Annotated in this window: 19 protein-coding genes; 4 read left to right on the forward strand and 15 right to left on the reverse strand. The window is 51.3% G+C overall.

Annotation, left to right across the window (positions count from 1 at the left end; genetic code table 11):
• Positions 1–160: 160 nt before the first annotated feature.
• Positions 161–1,009, forward strand: a complete 849-nt coding sequence (locus L6J37_RS04050) for a UDP-2,3-diacylglucosamine diphosphatase (RefSeq protein WP_237794208.1) — start codon at positions 161–163, stop codon at positions 1,007–1,009.
• A gap of 59 nt (positions 1,010–1,068) precedes the next feature.
• On the opposite strand, the gene ydiJ is transcribed toward L6J37_RS04050, so the two are convergent.
• Together ydiJ and L6J37_RS04060 are read right to left on the reverse strand one after the other, a co-directional pair.
• Entirely contained in the window at positions 1,069–4,128 is a 3,060-nt protein-coding gene (gene ydiJ / locus L6J37_RS04055; protein WP_237794210.1) for a D-2-hydroxyglutarate dehydrogenase YdiJ, read from the reverse strand.
• A 187-nt stretch (positions 4,129–4,315) separates the two neighbouring features.
• Positions 4,316–5,830, reverse strand: a complete 1,515-nt coding sequence (locus L6J37_RS04060) for a bifunctional NUDIX hydrolase/phosphatase PAP2 family protein (protein ID WP_237794212.1) — start codon at positions 5,828–5,830, stop codon at positions 4,316–4,318.
• A gap of 183 nt (positions 5,831–6,013) precedes the next feature.
• Between L6J37_RS04060 and L6J37_RS04065 the strand changes: the two genes are divergently transcribed.
• Both L6J37_RS04065 and L6J37_RS04070 read left to right on the forward strand, forming a co-directional pair.
• Positions 6,014–7,672 carry a VRR-NUC domain-containing protein gene (locus L6J37_RS04065; protein ID WP_237794214.1) on the forward strand — a complete coding sequence of 553 codons (1,659 nt, stop codon included), beginning with the start codon at positions 6,014–6,016 and terminating at the stop codon, positions 7,670–7,672.
• A gap of 176 nt (positions 7,673–7,848) precedes the next feature.
• Positions 7,849–8,640, forward strand: coding sequence for a pirin family protein (locus L6J37_RS04070; RefSeq protein WP_237794215.1), 792 nt, complete (start codon positions 7,849–7,851; stop codon positions 8,638–8,640).
• A gap of 100 nt (positions 8,641–8,740) precedes the next feature.
• Here L6J37_RS04070 and L6J37_RS04075 read toward each other — a convergent pair whose 3' ends face one another.
• Together L6J37_RS04075 and L6J37_RS04080 are read right to left on the reverse strand one after the other, a co-directional pair.
• The gene (locus L6J37_RS04075) at positions 8,741–9,217 is read right to left on the reverse strand and encodes a DUF2947 domain-containing protein (protein ID WP_237794216.1); all 477 of its coding nucleotides are present in this window, start codon (positions 9,215–9,217) and stop codon (positions 8,741–8,743) included.
• 173 nt (positions 9,218–9,390) lie between these two features.
• The gene (locus L6J37_RS04080; protein ID WP_218383953.1) at positions 9,391–9,609 is read right to left on the reverse strand and encodes a hypothetical protein; all 219 of its coding nucleotides are present in this window, start codon (positions 9,607–9,609) and stop codon (positions 9,391–9,393) included.
• Positions 9,610–10,085: 476 nt separating this feature from the next.
• On the opposite strand from L6J37_RS04080, the gene L6J37_RS04085 reads away from it, so the two are divergent.
• Complete coding sequence (locus L6J37_RS04085) at positions 10,086–10,868, forward strand: DUF3108 domain-containing protein (RefSeq protein ID WP_237794217.1); 783 nt, start codon at positions 10,086–10,088, stop codon at positions 10,866–10,868.
• Between the two features lie 14 nt (positions 10,869–10,882).
• Here the strand turns inward: L6J37_RS04085 and L6J37_RS04090 are convergent, their stop codons facing one another.
• From L6J37_RS04090 to efpL, 11 genes are all read right to left on the reverse strand, one after another.
• A complete protein-coding gene (locus L6J37_RS04090; protein ID WP_192014957.1) occupies positions 10,883–11,134 on the reverse strand; it encodes a hypothetical protein in 252 nt (83 codons plus the stop codon).
• The gene (locus L6J37_RS04095) at positions 11,127–11,687 is read right to left on the reverse strand and encodes a gamma-glutamylcyclotransferase family protein (RefSeq protein ID WP_237794218.1); all 561 of its coding nucleotides are present in this window, start codon (positions 11,685–11,687) and stop codon (positions 11,127–11,129) included. Before L6J37_RS04095 ends, L6J37_RS04090 begins: the two co-directional genes overlap by 8 nt.
• A 52-nt stretch (positions 11,688–11,739) precedes the next feature.
• Positions 11,740–12,666, reverse strand: coding sequence for a biotin-dependent carboxyltransferase family protein (locus L6J37_RS04100; RefSeq protein ID WP_192014955.1), 927 nt, complete (start codon positions 12,664–12,666; stop codon positions 11,740–11,742).
• Positions 12,648–13,346 carry a 5-oxoprolinase subunit PxpB gene (gene pxpB / locus L6J37_RS04105; protein WP_237794219.1) on the reverse strand — a complete coding sequence of 233 codons (699 nt, stop codon included), beginning with the start codon at positions 13,344–13,346 and terminating at the stop codon, positions 12,648–12,650. Before pxpB ends, L6J37_RS04100 begins: the two co-directional genes overlap by 19 nt.
• Positions 13,343–14,083, reverse strand: coding sequence for a 5-oxoprolinase subunit PxpA (locus tag L6J37_RS04110; RefSeq protein WP_192014953.1), 741 nt, complete (start codon positions 14,081–14,083; stop codon positions 13,343–13,345). Before L6J37_RS04110 ends, pxpB begins: the two co-directional genes overlap by 4 nt.
• Positions 14,084–14,128: 45 nt before the next feature.
• Positions 14,129–16,339 (reverse strand): methyl-accepting chemotaxis protein, encoded by a 2,211-nt coding sequence (locus L6J37_RS04115; RefSeq protein WP_237794220.1) that lies wholly within the window; start codon positions 16,337–16,339, stop codon positions 14,129–14,131.
• 287 nt (positions 16,340–16,626) lie between these two features.
• Positions 16,627–17,352 carry an amino acid ABC transporter ATP-binding protein gene (locus tag L6J37_RS04120; protein ID WP_192015060.1) on the reverse strand — a complete coding sequence of 242 codons (726 nt, stop codon included), beginning with the start codon at positions 17,350–17,352 and terminating at the stop codon, positions 16,627–16,629.
• A gap of 19 nt (positions 17,353–17,371) precedes the next feature.
• A complete protein-coding gene (locus tag L6J37_RS04125) occupies positions 17,372–18,319 on the reverse strand; it encodes an amino acid ABC transporter permease (protein WP_218383961.1) in 948 nt (315 codons plus the stop codon).
• A 79-nt stretch (positions 18,320–18,398) separates the two neighbouring features.
• On the reverse strand, positions 18,399–19,196 hold the full coding sequence (locus L6J37_RS04130; protein ID WP_192014950.1) for a transporter substrate-binding domain-containing protein: 798 nt from the start codon (positions 19,194–19,196) through the stop codon (positions 18,399–18,401).
• Positions 19,197–19,542: 346 nt separating this feature from the next.
• Positions 19,543–20,040, reverse strand: a complete 498-nt coding sequence (locus L6J37_RS04135) for a hypothetical protein (RefSeq protein ID WP_192014949.1) — start codon at positions 20,038–20,040, stop codon at positions 19,543–19,545.
• A gap of 185 nt (positions 20,041–20,225) precedes the next feature.
• Complete coding sequence (gene efpL, locus L6J37_RS04140) at positions 20,226–20,798, reverse strand: elongation factor P-like protein EfpL (protein WP_218383965.1); 573 nt, start codon at positions 20,796–20,798, stop codon at positions 20,226–20,228.
• Positions 20,799–20,806: the final 8 nt, after the last annotated feature.

Genomic DNA, 20,806 nt, shown 5'->3' on the forward strand with positions numbered 1-20,806 from the left:
GGATGCCTGTCGCAACCTAATTGACAAATAGCCACTGGTAGTAACACTTTACAACCGTTCCATTGCAATGAAGGAGTCACTGATACGACACCCGAATGTCATATAAGAAAATTAGTCTTATTTCTGACACTGATACCTTGATATAAGGGTTGAATCGACTATGGGAAACCACACCTACCGTACACTCTGGTTATCAGACATACACTTAGGGAACAGGGATTGTAAAGTCGACTATCTGTTGGATTTTTTATCCCGCTATCAGGCCGACACCCTGATACTGGTTGGTGACATCGTTGACCTCTGGTCGCTGAAATCGCGGTTTCACTGGCCGGAAAGCCACACCAAAGCTGTCCGCCTGTTACTGGAGCGAGCGGATCAGGGATGCCGGATCATCTATATTCCGGGCAACCACGACGAAGCCATCCGCAAGTTTATTCAGTTTAATCTTGGCAATGTTGAACTGGCACACCGCTACATCCACACCAGCGCAAACGGCAACCGCATTCTGGCTCTTCATGGCGATGAATTCGACAGCATGGTTTGCCACAGCAAACTGACCTCCTTACTGGGCGATGCCGGTTACGATTTCCTTCTATTCTTAAATCGCTGGTTAAACAGCTACCGCCGCTTAACCCGGCAACCATACTGGTCTCTGGCCAGTTACCTGAAAAGCAAAGTCGAAAAGGCCAACCTGGCGATTGCCAGATTTCGCCATGCCGCTGTCACTATGGCCAAACACAATGACGTCGATGCCATTGTCTGCGGCCACATACATCATCCGGAAATTACCGAACAGGATGGTATCGTATACCTGAATGACGGAGATTGGATTGAAAACTGCACGTTTCTGGCCGAGCACCATGACGGCGTGATCGAACTGATTCAGTGGACGGAACAGGCAAAATGCCTCGACAGCACGGAACGGTTTAAGGTCAACCCTCAGATCACCAGCCTGTTTGACAAAGACACAGAGAAACAAAAAGAGAAGCAGAAAGAAAAAGTGGCCTGAAAAAACGGCGGAGGCCTGAGCACTCCGCCGTAACCGTGTTTGTTACAGACAGCCTGCTATCAGGCTGTACTCACCAAACGTAATAACACCTGAACCGGGTGCTTCATCTTAATATGCTCAAAACGCTTTACCTGAGTTCGGCACGAATAACCGGTTGCCATGCAACGGTCGCCATCCAACTGTGCCAGATTCGGCTGCCAGCTGAGATTAAACACCCCTTTGGACGTCTCCAGCTTATCTTTCTCGTGACCAAAAGTGCCCGCCATGCCGCAACAGCCGACAGATACAGCTTTCATGCTGGCACCGAAGTGACGGAAAATGGCCGCCCACTCTTTCTCAGCGTTTGGCATCTTGGTTTTCTCGGTACAGTGGGCGAATAAATACCACTCACTGTCAGTACGGGGCGCCAACGAGGTTATTTCACTCAGCAATGGCGTCAGCCATTCATGGGCTGTCATTACTTTGAAATCACCGCGCTTATCACCCAGCATTTCATTGTATTCATCGCGATAACAGAGCACCAAAGCCGGGTCGACACCAACCATAGGCATACCCAGCTCATCAAGCTGATTGAGGAAGTCGGCGGTGTTTTTCGCTGTTTTGGCAAACTGACGCAGGAAACCTTTGACATGCTGCGCCTTGCCGTTGGGCTTAAACGGCACCAGCATAGGTTTCTTACCGAGCTTTTCAATCAGATGGACAAAGTCGCGCACCACTTCCGCATCGTAGTAGCTGGTGAACGGGTCCTGCACAATCAGCACATACTGCTGCCGCTCTTCTTGAGACAAAGCCTGCAGCCACTGCAGATCAAACCGGGTTGCATGGCTGCCCGCCAGTCCCTGCATCAGCGTCGGCACCGACAGTTCAGGCATATCCACATAGCCGAGCACTTTCGCCGTCAAAGATTTTGACCAGCCGGGCCGCATTACGGCATTGACCAGTGACGGGGCTTTGGCCATAACCGGCAGATAACTTTCTACATAGCCAACCAGATAGTCTTTGGCAGGACGCTGGTAACGGCTGTAGTACATGTTAATGAAACGCGAGCGGAAACTCGGCACATCCACCTTGATCGGGCACTGACTGGCACAGGCTTTACACGCCAGACAGCCGTTCATGGCTTCCATCACTTCGTGCGAATAATCGTACGCTTTACGCTGAGATCCGAAGGTATTGCGGAAGCGATCGATGATTTGCTTCACCGTCGGCGACTTTTCCATCAGATCCTGTTCCAGCCTGACCGGGTCCACACCCTGATCGGCCAGCAAACGCAGCCATTCACGAACCAGTCCGGCCCGCCCTTTCGGCGAGTGACGGCGATCGGCACTGACTTTCATCGACGGGCACATGGGTGAGCTGGTGTCGTAGTTAAAACACAAGCCGTTGCCGTTACATTCCATCGCCTGCTTGAAGCTGTCTCTGACTTTCACCGGGATCTGGCGGTCAAAATAACCACGCTTTAAGCCATCCACTTTCACCAGTTCAGCATCGCTGTCTAGTGGGGTGCAGATCTTGCCCGGGTTCAGCCTGTTGAGTGGATCAAAAGCTGCTTTTATACGGCGCAGTTCGGTAAACAGCTCTTCACCGAAAAACTCAGGTCCGTATTCCGAACGGTAGCCTTTACCGTGCTCACCCCACATCAGACCGCCGTATTTGGCGACCAGCGCCACCACCTGATCGGAGATTTCCTTCATCATTTTTTCTTGCGCCGGATCGCACATGTCCAGCGCCGGACGCACATGCAGTACACCGGCATCGACATGACCGAACATGCCGTAATGCAGCTGTTTCTCATCCAGTAACTGGCGGAACTCAACAATGAAGTCAGCCAGATTTTCCGGTGGGACACAGGTATCTTCGGCAAAGGGAATCGGTTTCTGCCAGCCTTTGGCAGCCCCTAACAGACCCACGGCTTTTTTGCGCATGTTGTAGATCTTGTTGATGCTGTCCAGGTCGTCACACACCTGAAAACCAATAATCCCCTGCTGACCAATTAAACTGTTCAGGCGCTCACCCAGTTGCTGTACCTGGCGCTTGACCAAATCAACATCATTACCGGCAAATTCAACAATATTGATGCCCTGCATGTCCTTACCCGGCACATCGGTGATCAAATCGCTGACGGTGTGCCAGACAATATCCTGGCGGGCGAGATTAAGGACTTTTGAATCCACAGTTTCGACGGACAGTGCCTGGGCTTCCACCATCACAGGCGCATTACGCAGCGCCGCATCAAAGCTGTCATACTTAATATTCACCAGTGCCCGGGCTTTAGGGATAGGGGTGATATTGAGTTTGGCTTCGGCAATAAAGGCCAGAGAACCCTCGGCACCACACAGCAGGCGCGCCGGGTCAAAATGAGTCAGCGCGTCGTTGAACACATTTTTCAGATCGTAACCGGTCAGAAAACGGTTCAGCGGCGGGAATTTATCCAGAATTTGCTGACGTTTTTCACGGCACACTCTCGCCGCCACACCAATGGCTTCAGCAACCTGACCTTTCTGCTGTGCGATCCGGGCCAGCCCGTCTTGCGTCAAAGGCTCGGTATCCAGCACTGAGCCATCAACCAGTACCGCTTTCAGTGCCAGAACGTGATCTGAGGTTTTACCGTATTGCAGCGATCCCTGACCGGACGCATCCGTATTGACCATGCCGCCAATGGTCGCCCGGTTACTGGTAGATAAATCGGGGGAAAAAAAGAAACCATGAGGGCGAAGCGCGTCATTGAGCTGGTCTTTGATCACCCCGGTCTGCACTCTGACCCAGCCTTCCTGCGGATTGATCTCAAGAATCTGGTTCATGTGGCGCGAAAGGTCGACGACGATACCCGGTGTCAGCGACTGACCGTTAGTCCCGGTGCCGCCTCCGCGTGGAGAAAAACTGACCTGCTGAAAAGCGGGCTGCTGGCCCACTTTTCCGACCAGCACCAAATCATCCACAGATTTAGGAAAGACGACAGCCTGAGGTAATTGCTGATAAATACTATTATCGGTTGCGACAGCCAGACGGCTGGCATAGGTGCGTTCAACATCGCCAGAAAATCCTGCGTTTTCCAGCGCATCCAGATACGACAGTACGATGTCATCGATACTGTTCTCAAACGTCAGTGCGGGTAACATTGCTCTCCTTGTCCAGTTTTAGGCTATCCTGCTTTCACTGGCTCCATATTAATCCAGACAATTATGCCTGTTTGATATAATCGTTTGCGCTCACTTTACCGCACTCAAGTCATGAAACAAAGTGCCAGACACAGCTTACTGACAGGTTTCTGTTTGCTTTATCCGTAAGCTTGCCGGGGCAGCGTCTTTAAGCCGTTTCCGGCTCAGCCAATAACTTCAGCATCAATGACGAACCCGCCACCAGCCAGACCGCCAGCAAAAATGCGCCGGCTGCACGCAGCCCCAGAATAATAAGGCTGACAGTACAGGCATTGACCATCACAGCAGAGAAGTAAGCGAACGCGCCAGACCCTGCCAACAGCACCAAAGCCACCGCAATATGCCGGTGCACAGACAGTGTCAGGCTTCTTTTAGGTAACACATCCAGACTGAGAAACACCCCCAGTGAGATGGCAAACAGATAGGTGTGCGCCGGCTGCAAGGTTAAGCCGGCCGCCACACCGGTGAGGACAGTAATCCCCAGCCATACCGACTTTCCCCGTATGGCGGTCGGGGTGATCAGCCGGGAGAACAGGATCAGCAGCAGAATACCGATGACTATTGCCGCTACCGTATCGGAAATAAAGTGCACGCCAAACCAAACACGGGCCAGCGCCTGACCCAGGATCAGAGCGCTAACCACCAACAAGCCCGCCCCGGCGCGGAACCGTGATTTTCCTGCGCACAGTTTCATCCAGAACATTCCCCAGATAACAGTGGCTAACAGGGTATGCCCGCTCGGAAAACTGAACCCGTAGGCATTGCCGTTTTGCAGTGCCGGCACCAGATAAAACGGACGCGGCAGATTGAAAACTTGTTTCAGGCAGGTTGAGACCAGGATGGTAATCACGGTGGCGGCAAGCAACTGCAACATTGCAGTAGGTCCGAATAAGGAAGCAATAACAGCAATTAGCAAGAACACAAACCAGTATTCGCCGGAAAGATTCAGCAGCCACATCAGGCTGTCCAGCACAGATTTTGCGACATCCGGCAGGGCGTTACCCCAGTCCTTAAAGGCCTTGATCACAATCAGTTCAGCCTGATGAAATGCGCTTGCCCGGTCACTGATATCGGTATAAAAAACCACCTCGCTCTCTGGCGTTTCCATCATCCACTGATATAAGTAGGCAGTATCTTCGGGGTAGCGATATTCAGCGGGTGCTAAAGACAGCGGTGACATCAGGTATACAGCTTTCACTTCCCGGCTGAAGTCCACCGCTTGCCAGGCTGCAATCTGCTGGCGCTGGTCGCTTTCCTCTTGTTCAGCAACCAGAATCGGTTGTGTCGTTACGCAAGCAAATATCGCCGCTCTGCCCCTGAACTGCAAAAGCTTTATCACGTCGACATCTAATCCGGTTTCTTCCAGCGCCTCTCTTCTGGCCGCCTCACTGGCAGTATCCTGACTGTCAATATAGCCGCCCGGAATGGATAACTTCTGAGTAATGACCTCAGACACCATGACCATCTGCTTACCATGCCGGATAACACAGGCTGCCCCAACAAGACTGGCAGGCTGTTCGTCATGCGGTTCAACGGAAACAACGCGCTGGTTGTTCACTTCTTCGGCATGCACATTCCACGAAAGAACAGCAAACAGAGAAGCGAACACGGTAAAAGCGAGCATGATAAAAGCAGACGGAAAAAGGGCACGCTGTCTGATCACTGAAAACCTTTCATTTTTAAACTATTACCTGTGGCAAGTTTATCAATACGGAGTATATGCGACCATTAAAATGCCATAAATGATCATGTTATGTTAATTTCATTTTATTGTTTCTGGTATCAGAGCTTTACCGCAACGTGAGAAATTCCCACAATACAGCGCATCCAATAAGCCGTTAAGACAATGATGACTCAAAATACACCAACAGTGCTGGCGCCGGATTATTACCGCCACAACTTTGATTTCCTGCTGCGCAGTGTCCGGCAGCAATATCATGATCTATTGAGCCATAGCGAGCACTGGTGGCTGAATACTTACTCCCGGCTTACGCCCGATGCCAAACAGTTGTACATCCGAATGTTGTCCCGCAAGGGCAGATACTTCCGCGTCAGCAAACTCAGCTACCCTGAAATCCGGCATACAGAAAACGCCATTGAGGAGCTTCTGAGCAACAAATTTCTTACCTGCAATGAAGCAAACTGGCCGGTGGATGAGATCTTGGATTTATTCACCAAACCAGAACTGCTTAAGATCTATAGAGAGAAACACTCCCCTGATGCGCGCACAAATGACCAAGCGTTAAAGCAGGCCAGAAAAGCGGATCTCACCGCAGCCATACTCGCCACGTCACCGGCCATATCGGCATTCAACGAACCCATCATACATGTTGAACATCAGGCGCACCTGACAATCTTCTTACTGTTGTTTTTCGGCAACCAGTATCAGGATTTAAGCCAGTTTGTTCTGACTGATTTAGGCCTGCATATCTTTGAAAACTATCAGGTCGACCCGACAACCCGCCTGTTTCAGCAGCGACAGCACATACTGGAATGGCTGTCCCTTGAAGCCTTAGCGGCCGAATACGAACAGCTTTCACTCAGCAAAAGGGCCCAGGCAGTGAGGCAATTTGCCGGTCGCCTGCCCGGCCCCTGCACATGGCCGCCGCTGGAACGGCGACGGCAACGATTGTTCAACCGGGTTGCCCGGGATCTTGAGCGCCTGGGCGAATATGATCTGGCGTTGTTTCTGTTTAATCACACTGCGCTACCGCCCAGCCGCGAACGCCGGGTGCGGATACTGGAAAAACTGCAGCGTCACTCAACCGCTTTGGCCATCTGCCGGCAGATGTTGTCAGCGCCCTTTAATGAAGAAGAAGCCGAAGTCGGACAACGCCTGGCGCATAAACTCAGCCGTACACTAAACCTGCCGGTAGCACAGGCGATCAAAGACACTTTTACGCTGGAGACACTCACACTGCCTGCCAGTGGAGAACGTGTCGAGTTAGCCGTTGCTAACCATTACCGGCAAGCGGGATGGCGTGTTCACTACACCGAAAATGCCCTGATATGCGGCTTATTTGGCCTGGCATTCTGGGACATTATTTTTGCCTCTGTTTCCGGGGCCTTTCTTAACCCCTTCCAGCGGGCGCCCCGCGATATGTACCACAGTGAATTTTCAGAGCGCCGGCGTGACATGCTCACAGCCCGCCTCAATGCTATCCGCACAGAAACCTGGAACCACTGGCTGGCTGTTTATCAGCAAAAACAAGGAATCACTAACGACTGGGTGAACTGGGCTATTCTGACGCCAGCGCTGGTTGAGGAGACGGTATCTTGCTTAAACGGCGAGCAACTGTATGCCATGCTGTCACGCCTGTTGTTCGATCCACGCCATAATCGCAGCGGCCAGCCTGACTTGGTAATGTTCAAAAGCGGGCATATTCAGTGGGTCGAAGTGAAAGGGCCGGGTGATACCCTGCAGGCCAATCAGAAGCGCTGGCTGCGGCTGTTTCAGCAACTGGGACTGGATGCCAGAGTGAACCATGTTGTCTGGCAAATGTGAACTGAATCAAGGATGGTAAAAATGACGTCAATTTTTAGAAAACAAAAGGGTTCAAATAGTCGTTTACTGAGAGTATAAGCTAAGCTCTAATCACAAGAAGTACAGAAAAGTGGGTGGCGATCATGCAAGCGACGAGAACAATCAATAAAGTCCGCTACGGTCGGAAATCCGGGCCCATGACTGCTTACATTTACCGCGATAATCTTGCTGAACTTAACCCTTTCGTGCTCTGGGATCATTTTGACGCCAATGGCATCAAGCAGGAAACCGGGCTCGACTATCACGGCCATTCCGGCATTGAAGCGTTCAGTTACCCGGTAACGGGCACCCTGCATCATATCGATTCCTGCGGCTGCACTGTGACAATGCAAACAGGCGATCTTCAAATCATGACATCCGGTAACGGTGTCGTTCACAAAGATACCATGCAGCCTCTCGGCGGCCGTGCTGAATCCTTCGCACTCTGGACCGCCTTACCAGCCGGGGAGCAGGAAATGGCCGATGCCTCCAGCCAGTATGCTTGCACTCAGAATCTGCCACTGGTCGAAGAAACGGATGCAACAACCAAGGTGCTGATCGGCCAGTACAAAGAGGCCATCAGCCCTATAGCTTCCAGCATACCTGTGACTTACCTGGATATTATGATTTCGCCTTACGGTGGCTGGTACTGGGAGCCGGATGAAGAGCTGGTCGCTGGTTTTGTCTATCTGCGCTCAGGATCGGTATACATAGGGGCAAACCAGCTTTATCCGCAGCAAATGGGAATACTGAAACCGTCCGCTTTACCCATACATATCAAAACCAGCCAGAAAGGGGCCCGCTTGTTTCTGGTGTTAGGCCAGCCGCTCAAACAACCTTTGCTCAGCTCCGGGGCTTCGGTGCATTCCAACCAGGAAAATATGCATCTGGCCTGTGACAAGATCGCCAAACTGATGGGCGGTAAAGTCGGCTCTGAAATCAGTTCCTGAGCAGGCCGAAAGTGTTTACTGCCTGCTCCGCTGATACAGCCCGCCCCTTCTTCGATTATGTGTGACTCATCGTCAGGTGTTGCTAACTGTGCGTTGTTATTTAAGCGCTTCTGTGACCTATCTTGCAGGTGCCGTTTGAATGGAACCACACTGCCTGGGTTTTCTTTCTGGCGATCAGTAAGGGGCCATCATCAAAAAACAGGAAGTTTTTCCAGTTACGCTTAAACACCCCCCAGCTTGTCTCAATCAGGTTATATTTTTCATAACAAAAATAGACGGGGGTGTTGTCTTCCCAATCAAGGAAGTCTGCTAATACCTCAGGTAATGCCGGTTCATCGTCATCCCACGCTGCCTGCCACTCGACAGTCTCTGTCCAGTTTTTATCCTCGCCGGCCCAGTCATCCTTGCCGAAGTGATCCGAATCCGGGCTCTGGCTGCTGATATGCTCGCGCCATAATGTGGCCGATCTGGCCTGGGACAAAGGCTTAATCTGTACCAGATCCTCAGCCGGAACTGGCATAGAAGCATGAGTGAAAATCCATTTACGGGAATAAGTGTTAATGTCGATGTAATGCATTATCTGATTCAGAATAAAGTGAGACCGGGAAATGTACCGCAGATAAGGCTTTGATGCCAGAACCAGGCTATCAATGAGAAATATTATAGGTAGTTAGCTCCGGGTCGATCCCGGAGCCGACAAGGGTCAGATCCCAGCAGGCCTGACCCGGTCACGTCACTCATTCATTCCGGTTACTTGGCGTTCCAGAAATTACTGACCCAGCCACCCGCCTGATCATCATAATGATTACCACTGAACAAGTGCGTCTCTTCGCTATGGGGATCCGCCGACCTGGATTCCAGTAACTGGTGGATATGGTTTGCCATTGGATCACTGCTGCCTTCAAGCTGCTTTCTTATCGCGACCTCCTTTATGATTTGCAGCCGATAGACACCATTTGCCTTTTTCATCCTGTCCTCCTGCTCATGGGTTGAACCTTAACAATGCTCACTTTTTACAAGCTTTGTACCTCAAGGGCCCATAAAACATAGGTTCCCATCCTAAAAGCGTCAAATTTCCGACACCAGGATGTCACATTGCTTTGCTAAGGCAGGCGAAATGACTCACCAGAGATCAACCAATTATGCAGCCATACCGGTTGTTATCTTGCCAGCTACACTTAACATTTACGCTAAGCCACTGAATTTACTGACTGAGAAATGACATAAAAACTTCATAAATCAGATATGCTGCGAAGACACTTTATCAGGCATGCTTTACCGGAAAACCAGCCACATACCACACACCGGTAGCAGTCACCGGCGCAACGGCTAAAAATAAGTGTCTCATCTGTGGATTGCTTGCACAGTTCAATTAACATAACCAGACATATTGGTTACGCTTAAATAGGCCTTATTATTGGGCTAGGTACCACTGGGGAGGTTTCGTGAAAAGACTTACTCTGTCTGCATTGCTGCCGCTTTGCCTGGCATCTTCTAACCTTATGGCTTCCCCGCCCGTTGAGTGGCATCAGTGCGTGAAAACGCTGACCTACGATCTCTTCTACGGTAGCCATAAAATCGGTTATTTCGAGCGCAAGTTAAGCTGGCAAGACAATCAACGCGTTGATATCCAGTCCACCAGCCGTCTGTCGGCCATAGTGGCGAAAACCCATTATCAGCAGCAAACCCGTGTAGTCTGGTCCGACGTTAAAAACTCGTTTCTCACACAATCTTTTCATAGGAATATCACAGGATTACTTGATGGCGAGACACGCGGCAGCTTCAATCAGGATGGCACCCGCTCAGACATTATCACTGATGGTGAGAAACTCAGCTTTAACAGTAATGACCTGCCGTTGCTGGATATAGAAGCCGTTGCCAGCCAGATGCGGCTGAACCTGATTCAGGGCAAACAGACTTTTGATTTCAAGATGCAGGAGTCAGACGAAGTGAATCACTACTTTTTCAGAGTCGCAGGTAAAGAAAAACTACAAACCAATTACGGCAGTGTCGAGACCATACGGGTTGAGCAAATCAAAAAGCCCGACCGGGAAGTCAAATTCTGGTTCTCACCCGAGCTGGACTATCAACTGGTTCGCGGCACTTATAAGCGCAAAATTCTCGATTTAAAAGCCGTACTGCGCACGAAACGGGAAGTCTGCCCGCAAAGTTATTTCAGCAACAATCTTGATGAGATGACAGTCAACACAGTCACTGATCAGAAATAGCCGGCGTGCCGCGGCTATTTCTGGAACGCTTTACCGCCAATCATTTTAAAGGCAGGCGTGCCACGTATCAGGGTATCGCGGGCAAACACTTGCTCACAATTCGGGCACTGGCAGGGTAAAAGCGTATAATCTTTCACGATTCTTTCTTTGAAACACTTCACCAGTGCCCCCTTTCCCCCTTTGCGGTACTTAAACAGACGCGTACGGCACTGGCTGCAGAAAATCTCAACTGTGGTGTCCGGCCCTTTCTTACTGGGCTTAGCCATGAATCCGCGCCGGAGAGATCAAACGGTCAATCACGGGAATATGCACATCTTCCACCCCGGCCAGATTGCCGTATTTCGGCGATTCACGGTCGTTTTCCAGCGGATGATGCCAGCCGAACGTGGTTTCAATAAACGTCTTTGCGAACGCATCGGAAATGCTCAGGCACCCCGCCAGCACTGTGTCGACGTAGGTCTGCATAATAGGTTGATTCGCGCAGGGAGGCGCTGGATTGGCTTTCACATACACCCAGACAGGCGCATCAAATTGCAGAATGCCATTGTGAGTGATCAGTGACGGATCCACTTCCACACGAGAATAACCCCGCTCCCGGCGGTCGAAATGCGCCAGTGTGTTATCTTCCACTTTCAGCAGCACGCCGTTACATCGGCCTTTGCCCAGCGACGCGACCAAAGGCGAGATGGCATAACTGCCATCGACTTTGCCCCAATGGCGCTGCAAGCCCTCTACCACAGCCGGGACAGCCTGTCCTGTCTGCCCGGTCAGCTGGCGAGACGCGCGATTGATTAAGCTACCGTAGCCGAAGATAAACATGGTTTCCTCCCTCGAAATTCACCGGATTAACGACCTGGCCAGTCTGGGTTGCCTAATATGGCAACCCGAAAAAGTGTGAGAAGCGCTGCCAGGCTTTTCGCAATGATACCAAATCGCCACGAATAAATCGGATGTCTTTTCCGGGACGCGCCTGTGCCAGACGAGAAAGATCGATCCTGGCAACACAGCCGAGCTTAGGGTAACCGCCTAACGTCTGCCGGTCGTTGAGCAGCACAATCGGCTGACCATTGGGCGGGATCTGCACCGCCCCCAGCGCAATGCCTTCCGAAACAATACCCGGCGGGCCACCGAGTATGGCATTGCCTTCCAGACGGCATCCCATCCGGTCGCTCTCGGGTTTCACGTGGTAATGGTTATCGAAAAACTGGTTCCGGGCCTCGGGTGAGAAATAATCCCACTGAGACGAAGCCAGCAGATGAAGTTCAATCGGCTTGTCATAATCGGGAATGAAACGAGGCGGTACATAGCGCGGACTGTGGCGCACTAAGCTGGCCTGAATCGGTAGCTTGTCGCCTTTTTGTAGCGGACGCCCTTCCACGCCGCCTATCTGATTACGCACAACAGTTGAGCGGCTGCCGAGCACGCTTGGCGTGTGAATGCCTCCTTGAACAGCCAGATACGCACGCAGCCCTGATCGGGCATAACCAAGCTGCAGCGTCTGCCCTTTTCGCATCATAAAAGTCTTCCAGGTATAAACCGGTTCACCATCCAGACTGGCCTGCATGTCCGCCCCCGTCAGGGCGCATTCAATATCGGCATGGGCCTTAAAGCTGGCCTGACCCAAAGTGATCTCCAGCTGCGCACAATCCATCGGATTACCCAGCAAGTAATTGGCCCAGCAGTAGGCATGCATATCGGCGGCACCTCCCTGGCTCAGGCCATGACTGGCAACGCCCAGACGTCCCGTATCCTGAACCAGTGTCAGCGTACCTGGCCGTATTACTTCCAGTGTGGCCATATTTCACCTCCCAGCGACTTAAAGGTTGAGCGATCGACGGGCTGAAAGCGTACCTGATCCCCGACAGAGAAAGGCGTCATCGGCTCCCGTTCAGGGTTGAATAATGACTTGGGGCAGTTACCAATGATTTGCCAGCCGCCGGGTGACTGCGCCGGATAAACGGCCGTCTGACGATCGGCTAACCCGACACTGCCCGGCGCAAGGCTTAATCTGGGTTCGGCATGACGCGGCATGGCAATGGCTTCATCAACACTGGCCAGAAACGCAAATCCCGGCGCAAAACCGATAGCACACACGGTGTAGATTGGCTGGCTGTGCAGCGCAATCACCTGCTCCACACTCAGCCCCTTAGCTTCTGCCAGAGGAATGAGATCCGGCCCGACATCGGGATGATAATAAACCGGCAGTTCGATCACCTTCCCCACAGCCGACACAGGTTTATCCTGCCACTGGCTGTGGCAGAGGCTGATACGCTCTCTGAGCAACCGCTCGGTAATCTGATCCGGGTGAAAATGTATCAGGATAGAGGTGTAAGAAGGCACAATTTCAATCAGCTGGTGCGGAAAATCAGCCTGGATCTGGCTGACCAGCCTTCCTATCAAAGGGGTAAGGCTCAGATCTATCTCATCTGCCAGATGGACCATGAGGCAGGTTTCGGAAACTGAATCAAAACGAATCATAAGGCCATCGCCTTTCTGATATCAGCGATGGTAGCAATTGATTCCGGGTTATCCCCGTGTACGCACAGGGTATCGGCATGCAGAGCAAGAATCGTCCCGCTGTGTGTGGTCACTGTGCCTGAAGCCAGCTCCATGGCCTGCTGCTGAATTCTGGCCGGGTCATGATGCACGGCCCCCGGCTGGCTGCGCGCGACCAGATTGCCTGCTTCATCGTATGCCCGGTCGGCAAAGGCTTCGAACAGCAAGGGCACACCGAATGCCTGCGCGGCGGTTTTTGTCTCGCTGTTATCAGCCCTGGCCAGCACCATAAGGCTCAGCGGTGATGACCGCTGGCGGTTCATGGCAGCGAGCGCCTGCAAAATGGCGTTCAGCACCTCAGGTTTGGCCATCATGTCGTGATAAAGCGCGCCATGCGGTTTGACATAAGACACGCTGCTGCCATGCAACTGGCAAACAGCGTCAAGGGCGCCGGTCTGGTAGGCCACCAGGTGAGTGATGGCCGCCGGGCTGTGCGGAATACTGCGCCGTCCAAAACCCGGTTTATCGTCGTAACCGGGGTGCGCACCTACCGTCACCTGATGTTCCACCGCACAGGCCACGGTGTCAGACATAATATCCGGATCAGAAGCGTGGAAGCCGCAGGCAATGTTTGCCATATCCACCCAGGGCATGACCGCCTTGTCATCGCCCATTTGCCAGCTTCCGTAACTTTCACCCATATCACAGTTCAGTTTCATGCGAATCCTTAGCACTCGTTCATGTCATCATCCTACCTGATTAAATTATAACGAGTTTGTCAAAGATTCACCGCCATTTGTTCTGTGACCCGGCAACCGATCAGGCACATGACTGACATCAGAGCCTGAACTGACTTCGAACCTGTCCGCCATCTGGCGCAACCGGGAAATGGCATTCTGAACCAGCACAGTGCGGCGACTGAGCTGTTGTGATGAGCGGGTCAGCAGCTCAGTGGAATGCTGAGCGGCCTGCGCTGTGTCGTGATGGCGCTCGCTGTTGCCTGCCAGCTGATTGATCACCTCAAACATGGCTTCAACCGCCTGCCGCATCTGCTGGTTACGCTCTCCGGCATCAATCACGACTGTGCTCTGCTCCACATCCCGGATACCCTGCTCCATCGATTGCACGGCCACAGCCGATTCAAGACGCAGTTTCTCCATTAACGAACCGATATGGTTGGCCGCCTCTGACGTGCGGCTTGCCAACTGGCGCACTTCATCCGCCACCACAGAGAAGCCGCGGCCATGATCGCCGGCCCTTGCCGCTTCAATCGCCGCATTCAGAGCCAGCAGATTGGTCTGCGCCGTGATGTCGGTGATCAGCTTTACGATATCGCCAATCTGACTCATTTCGTTGTTTACCCCATTCACACTCTGTGCTGAACGCTCGACAACACCTTTGATATTGTTGGTATTGGCTAACGCCTGCTGGTACTCCTGCTCTGCTTCCACCACCACCAGGTGCATGACATCCTGCATCTGATGCGCCGACACAGATGCAGAGCTGATATCGCTCTGCTGGCTACCGGCAAGATTCAGCATCGCTGCAATCGCGCTTGAGGTGTCATTCGCTGCGCCGTCCATCCGCTCACAACGGCGAAGCATGGACTCACTGACTTCCCGGACTTCGTTCGCCGCGTGTATCATTTCACTGATCACCCCATCCAGATTGTCGATGAAACTGTTGATCCAGCGCCCCATCTCACCGGTTTCATCGGGTTGAAAGCGTTCGGCATTCAATCGCTGCTGAAGATTTCCGTCGCCTTCCGCAAGCGCCTGAATTACTGAGGTCATTTCCTGCATCTGCTTCACCAGCGGGCCAGAAGCCGTTAAACGAAACACCATTAAGCTCAGCAAAGCGGTCAGTATTCCCAGGCCCGCCTGGGCCAAGGGACCCAGCCCCTGAGTCACGCTTATCAGCATAGGGAAGAAAATCGCGGCCGCGCTGCACATGAAAAAGGTGTTGCTGAGCCGGTAATGCAAAGACCGGTGACGATACACTTCCTCCAGATCGGCTTCACACATCATGCCCCAGCGATCCGGCGAGCCAGGCAGTTGAAAAGTCACCCCTTTGCCAATCACTGGAATGTGGCGATAGTCTGAATAGCCGGGATAGGACACGAACAGATTTTGTCCGTGCCGGATTGTCTCCCTGACCCCCGGATGCAGCTCTCCGGTGGCCGGATCGGTAAAGCGGATCTCAAACTCAGTATGCCGGTTGACCCTGACCGTGCCGTACTGGGTATGAATACCGGATTTCAGGTTTTCGCCGTGGGAGAAGGTATCGTCTTCAAAGCGTGAACGTGACAGAGCCGTACCCGGCAGCAATTGCGGGTCAAACGCAGACTCCACCATGAAAATATAGTTATCGCCCGATTCAGGATAGATGTGTCCGGCTTCGCGCTGAATTAAATCACTGATGACATCATTAGGCAGCCTGGCACACAAGCACCCCTGAACCTGTGTGGTACCATCTGCCAGCGTGACAGTTATCGGCTGATAGAACATCAGGGTCACTGCGTCATGAAAAGAAGAGGTGGTGCGACCCAGCCGCTCTGTCACTGGATCAACATAAGGGCCATGCAGAAAACGCGCCCTGAGCCCGTTCTGCAGCGCCTTCTGCGCCACCAGTGTTTGCCCTTTGTGGCCCTGATGGGTCGAGGTGCTGACAAGGCCATGACTGTCAGTGATAAACAACTCAGAAAAGTGCGCCGCCCGTCCTTCAAGCCTGCGCAACGCGTCATCGCGTTCATCCTCGGGTTTGGTGGCCAGATACAAGGCCGCATCCTGTAAGAACAGCCATTGGTTCTCCACCCAGGTTTCTAAAATTCTCACCCGTGTCTGTGCCACACTGGTAAAGGTTTGTTGCAAATCATCCTGACGCTTGCGGTTGAGCCAGCAAGCCCGTCGCATTGCCAGTTTTCCCGAACGCCCCCAAACGGGTAACCAACGTTTTTCCTGAGCGGACAAATCCATTGTGCAAACTCCCTGCATCTTGTCTTTTTGTGTCGTGTCTGTCGTAACTTATTGTTGTTTATATCAACAGATTGCAATTTCAGTGCCACTGAAATTGATTGTTACAGAGGGGAATTGCTCGATATTTGCACGAACAATGCACCAATACAGTTCAACAAGAGCAGCTGTGCATCTTTAGGGTGCAATACCATGATTTTATGGTGGAACCAAAAAGATTGTAGAAATAGAAAGGCAGACTCACTGAGTCTGCCTTGGGTCTTACACAGGTTAAGAGAAACGTGTGACTGCTAGAGAATTTTTGACAGAAATTGAGCCAACCGCGGATGCTTGGGTGAATCAAAAATGTTCTCGGGCGAGTCACTGACCAGCAACTCACCGTCTTCCATAAACAGCACCCGATCGGCCACTTCACGGGCAAAGCCCATCTCGTGCGTCACCACTACCATGGTCATGCCTTCTGCGGCCAGATCCTTCATCACATCCAGCACCTCGCCGACCATTTCAGGATCGAGCGCAGAGGTGGGTTCGTCGAACAGCATCACGTCCGGCCGCATGGCCAGAGCCCTGGCAATAGCGACGCGTTGTTGCTGACCACCGGATAACTGCGACGGATAGACATTCATTTTATCCGCCAGACCGACCCGCCTGAGCAGTTTTTCGGCTTCCGGCTCTACATCCGCTTTCGTGCGCCCCCTGACTTTCTGCGGTGCCAGCATCACATTGCCTTTTACCGTTTTATGGGGAAACAGATTAAACGACTGGAATACCATACCAACGTTCGCACGCAACTCATTGATATTGGTGCTTTTGGCGTACATGTTCATGCCATCAATCTGAATCTGACCTGAGGTAATCACTTCCAGCTGGTTCAGCGTGCGCAGAAAGGTGGATTTACCCGAGCCAGACGGCCCGATGATAACGACGACCTCGCCACGTTTCACCGTTGCACTGACATCTTTCAGTGCATGGCACAGATTGGGGTAAATTTTATTGACCTTGTCGGCGACTATCATGTCATCGCCCTGATATGTATTAGTCACTGCTCGCCAACCTCTTCTCAATTCGCTGTACGGCCCACGACAGGCTGGTCGTCAGGAGCAAATACAGTCCTGCCACCACAAACCACACCTCAAACGTGGCGAAACTGCCGCTGATGACCTCGCGGCCGGCCTTGGTCAAATCGGTGATAGAAATAACCGACACTAGCGATGAATCTTTGATCAGCGTAATTAACTGACCCGCCATTGGTGGCAAAGTGCGTTTAAAGGCCTGCGGCAGGATGACATACATCATTGCCTTAGGGTAACTCATGCCCAGAGAGCGGGCTGCTTCCATCTGCCCCGGCGGAATCGACTGAATACCGGCCCGGATAATTTCCGCAATGTAAGCGCCGGTGAAAATGGACAGCGCCACCACACCCGCGGTAAAACGTTCCAGATCGAAAATCGTACCCAGGAAAAAGTACACGATGAAAATTTGCACCAGTAACGGTGTGCCGCGGATAATTTCGACGTACAGGAAAGCCAGATTTTTGGTTACAGGATTATGCGATATCCGCATCAATCCGGCCATCAGGCCCAGAATAATGGCGAAGAACAGTGACAGAACCGAGATTTTGAGGGTCACCCACAAGCCAAGAGTGACAGGACCAATGGTCCACTGATCGCTGCTGGCAATCACATCACCTTCAAAAACCAAATCGCCCTGTTGCACCAGGCGGGCATCATAAGCAGGGATCTGCTGAGGCACATTACTGTAGTCAAGGTTGATGGTAATTGAGTTATCAGCGTTAATTTGAACGGTACCATCACCCTGCGCCCTGAACTCTTTAGGGGTGGTATCCACGATGAATGGCAAAACACGGTGCCATTGCCAGTTGTAATTGATGCTTTGCGAAGCCTGATACAGCCCCGTCATCAGCAGCGCCAGGATGACGACAAATACAGTTTGCCAGAGCCACCGGTTAGACGTCCTAATCATATACTTCTTCCTTAGGCGTGTCGGAATGAGAAAACAGCGCGAACGCACGGCTGGCCCAGCGGCCAGCCGTTATCAGGTTTTATTGCACCTGGCTCAGCCAGCTGTTGTCTTTAAACCACTTGTCGTAGATTCGCTCATAGGTTCCGTCGCCTTTGATCTGGCGCAGGAAGTTATTAAGGAAGTTCAGCATGTCCATATCGCCCTGGGCGACTGCCCAGCCTAATGGCTCATAGGTGAATGGCTGCTCAAGGTGAACCACTTTGCCTGAGTTCTGCGAGGCATAAATGGCGTTAAACGGCATGTCGTAAATAAAGGCATCCGCTTTGCCGTTTGCCACTTCCAGCACAGCATCAGACTGGGTTTCAAACACATTGAGCTTAGCTTTGCTGATCATACGCTTGATCGCTTGCTCACCTGTAGTGCCAAGCTTAGTCGCAATGGTGTACTTGCTGTTGTTCAGATCTTTGTAACTTTTGATCTTACCTTCAAGCTCAGGATTGAGCAGAATAGTCTGACCCACAATGATGTAGGGTTCTGCGAAGTTTACGCGCATATTACGTTGCGCGTTAATGGTCATACCCGCATTAATGATGTGACACTTACCGGTCAGAAGAGTGGGGATAATACCGTCCCAGGCTGTGTTGACCGGCACATATTTCACCCCCATCTGGCGGGCCATCATTTTACCGATATCAATATCAAAACCAACAAAAGAGCCGTTTTTGCTTTTCATTTCAAACGGCATATAGCCTGCGTCAAAACACACGCGAAGTTCGCCGGTTTTCACAATATCGTCCATTACCGGGCCAGCAGTGGCAGACACTGACGTGCCTAACAATGCACAAGCTGCCACAATACCGCTTACGAATTTACGCATAGACATCCTTGTATCCTTATCGTTATCAAAATGCTGATGTATCGAACTAATACGAGGATGGTTATAGCAAATTAAATCTTGCAAACTCAATTGAGATTGAACAGAAAATAATCAGGGTAAATATCAGGCTTCTGCCACTTTATGGCATAAACAAACGCAAATATGGAATTAATCAGCACTAAGTCACGACTGAAATCGGGAAAGGCAGCACAGATCGCGGAAGTCACAGCCAATCACAATGGATGATATTTTAGTTGATTATTTGACAGTGGGCTCATTATTAACAAATTTAACACCACAGATGACAGGAAAACCTAACGATACGGCAGACACATAAATAAGAATATTATAAATCCAGATATGTGACACACAGTTCATTAATATCAATACTGTCAGGCATTTCATTCAGCGTTTTAGCTACAGCTCTGTCCTGTATGCCTTCAATAACACGCAGACCCGAACCTTCATCCGCCCTCAGCGCATTCACACTGTCGTCACTTAAAAACAGCAGCCATAAAATACCATAGAATGTATGAATACGACTGACATCTTCTCTGGTATAAACCTCTTTACCCTCACCTTCAATCGTGACTTTACTGCGCACTTCAGACAGCCAGTAGGTCGGAAATAATCCTAAGGTATAAGTCGAAATAATACCGGAAATATTTTCATCAGCGTAGTCATTGACTGCATCGGTATACACTTTCATTTCATAATAGGCCGGCGTATACCGGCATTGATCAATATAGGTATCAACAACCACATCTTCCAGATCGCCTCCTACATAGCCGGCACAACCCTGAAGCATAAATAAAGTAATGAGGCTGGACAGGGTCTTTTTCATATTAACTCTTCCCAACAGAAGCCGGGTCAGCAGATAAAAGTGTGTTGCATATCTTAACGATAGTTAAAAGCAGTGCAAATAAAAGCAGGTATGCTGGGAGGTTGTTCAAAAAAAGCCGCATAACAACAGTGTCCGACATTCAGGAGCACCTCTTGCTGCGGCTTTTTCCAACAATAATGAGAAACTTACTTCTCTACACGGTTCATATATTTGTGTTCCAGTGTATTCACACGAATGCGATCACCGGTAGCAATATACTCTGGCACCTGAACCGATAAGCCAGTGCTCAGCACAGCAGGTTTTGTCCGGGCGCTGGCAGAAGCTCCTTTGATTGAAGGGTCGGTTTCTACAATTTCCAAATCGACTGTAGACGGCAATTCCAGCGCAACCGGCGCGCCATTGACCACCAACACATGCAGTCCCTGAATGTCTTCAGTAATGAACAGCAACTCTTCTTCAATCACATCTTTGTGGAAGTGATACGGGGTGTAATCCTCATTGTCCATGAAGACATACTCTTCACCGTCAATGTAAGAGAAAGACGCGGCATGGCGACTAAAGTCTGCCAGTGTGATGATGTCATCGGCTTTGAAGCTCACATCCGCTTTCGCGTTGGTTGCCACATCATACATACGCATACGGTAAAGGCTGCTACCTGCGCGGCCACTCGGTGTTAACTTGCTAATGTCTTTAACAAAGTACACCTTACCTTCGTGTTCAATAGCTGCAGACTTTTTAATATCACTTGCCTTTGGCATAGTCATAA

The sequence above is a fragment of the Photobacterium sp. WH77 genome, assembly GCF_022014395.1.
Taxonomy (GTDB): Bacteria; Pseudomonadota; Gammaproteobacteria; order Enterobacterales; family Vibrionaceae; genus Photobacterium; species Photobacterium arenosum.

What these genes read in the sequence shown, in the direction of transcription:
- L6J37_RS04120 (WP_192015060.1), bottom strand. Translation starts at nt 17,352, where the DNA reads ATGATAGTCGCCGACAAGGTCAATAAAATTTACCCCAATCTGTGCCAT.
- L6J37_RS04070 (WP_237794215.1), top strand. Translation starts at nt 7,849, where the DNA reads ATGACTGCTTACATTTACCGCGATAATCTTGCTGAACTTAACCCTTTC.
- L6J37_RS04100 (WP_192014955.1), bottom strand. Translation starts at nt 12,666, where the DNA reads ATGGCCACACTGGAAGTAATACGGCCAGGTACGCTGACACTGGTTCAG.
- L6J37_RS04095 (WP_237794218.1), bottom strand. Translation starts at nt 11,687, where the DNA reads ATGTTTATCTTCGGCTACGGTAGCTTAATCAATCGCGCGTCTCGCCAG.
- efpL (WP_218383965.1), bottom strand. Translation starts at nt 20,798, where the DNA reads ATGCCAAAGGCAAGTGATATTAAAAAGTCTGCAGCTATTGAACACGAA.
- L6J37_RS04115 (WP_237794220.1), bottom strand. Translation starts at nt 16,339, where the DNA reads ATGGATTTGTCCGCTCAGGAAAAACGTTGGTTACCCGTTTGGGGGCGT.
- L6J37_RS04080 (WP_218383953.1), bottom strand. Translation starts at nt 9,609, where the DNA reads ATGAAAAAGGCAAATGGTGTCTATCGGCTGCAAATCATAAAGGAGGTC.
- L6J37_RS04135 (WP_192014949.1), bottom strand. Translation starts at nt 20,040, where the DNA reads ATGAAAAAGACCCTGTCCAGCCTCATTACTTTATTTATGCTTCAGGGT.
- L6J37_RS04110 (WP_192014953.1), bottom strand. Translation starts at nt 14,083, where the DNA reads ATGAAACTGAACTGTGATATGGGTGAAAGTTACGGAAGCTGGCAAATG.
- L6J37_RS04075 (WP_237794216.1), bottom strand. Translation starts at nt 9,217, where the DNA reads ATGCATTACATCGACATTAACACTTATTCCCGTAAATGGATTTTCACT.
- pxpB (WP_237794219.1), bottom strand. Translation starts at nt 13,346, where the DNA reads ATGATTCGTTTTGATTCAGTTTCCGAAACCTGCCTCATGGTCCATCTG.
- L6J37_RS04125 (WP_218383961.1), bottom strand. Translation starts at nt 18,319, where the DNA reads ATGATTAGGACGTCTAACCGGTGGCTCTGGCAAACTGTATTTGTCGTC.
- ydiJ (WP_237794210.1), bottom strand. Translation starts at nt 4,128, where the DNA reads ATGTTACCCGCACTGACGTTTGAGAACAGTATCGATGACATCGTACTG.
- L6J37_RS04065 (WP_237794214.1), top strand. Translation starts at nt 6,014, where the DNA reads ATGATGACTCAAAATACACCAACAGTGCTGGCGCCGGATTATTACCGC.
- L6J37_RS04050 (WP_237794208.1), top strand. Translation starts at nt 161, where the DNA reads ATGGGAAACCACACCTACCGTACACTCTGGTTATCAGACATACACTTA.
- L6J37_RS04130 (WP_192014950.1), bottom strand. Translation starts at nt 19,196, where the DNA reads ATGCGTAAATTCGTAAGCGGTATTGTGGCAGCTTGTGCATTGTTAGGC.
- L6J37_RS04090 (WP_192014957.1), bottom strand. Translation starts at nt 11,134, where the DNA reads ATGGCTAAGCCCAGTAAGAAAGGGCCGGACACCACAGTTGAGATTTTC.